A 703-nucleotide genomic window follows, 5' to 3' on the forward strand; every position below is an offset into this window, starting at 1 on the left:
ATGCCGCTCATATGAGCGGCAATATCTTTTATTATTGACGAGCTTCTAATCTGGTTGGATGAACTCGCAACGGACTAAGACGTTTAATAGTCGGGCGTTGTTTGTTTTTTAACTGGATATGACAAAGTTCCAGAATTAAGCCGAATGCCATCGCAAAATACACATAACCTTTGTTGATATGAATTTCGAAGCCTTCTGCCATCAATAAACCACCTAACAAAACGAGGAATAACAAAGCAAGTGTCTTAAAACCAGGGTAACACGACACCAGGTTATTGATTTTTTCGGCTGTCATGACCATCACGATAGCAGAAGAAACAATCGCTGCGACCATAAGTGGGACATCACTTGTCAAACCAACGGCGGTTATCACCGAGTCCATCGAGAATACAGCATCCACGGCAACAATCTGCAACAGAACTACCGCTAAACCAGTACGGGCGTGAGTTGAGTGAGCCGACTCGTTGTGATTTAACCAACTCCACAACTCTTTCAGGCTTTTAGCCAAGAGGAATGCACCACCCGCAATCATGATAACGTCTCTTCCGGTAAACGCATGGTTCGCCAAAGAAAATAGCGGTTGAGTCAGTTGCATGATCCAAGAAATTGAAAACACTAAACCAATACGAGCAATAACAGCAAGACCAATACCAAGGTTTCTTGCCAGCTTACGTTGGTGCAGCGGCAGTCTTTCACATAAGAC

At 43.8% G+C, this 703-nt stretch carries 1 protein-coding gene; it reads right to left on the reverse strand.

Features of this window, described 5'->3' with window-relative positions; all coding sequences use genetic code 11:
- Positions 1–31 precede the first annotated feature (31 nt).
- Positions 32–703 (reverse strand): TerC family protein (locus IQR33_RS26125; RefSeq protein WP_193844192.1); only part of this gene is annotated, 672 nt, incomplete at its 5' end.

It is taken from the genome of Vibrio sp. OPT46 (genome assembly GCF_015163535.1).
GTDB lineage: Bacteria > Pseudomonadota > Gammaproteobacteria > Enterobacterales > Vibrionaceae > Vibrio > Vibrio alginolyticus.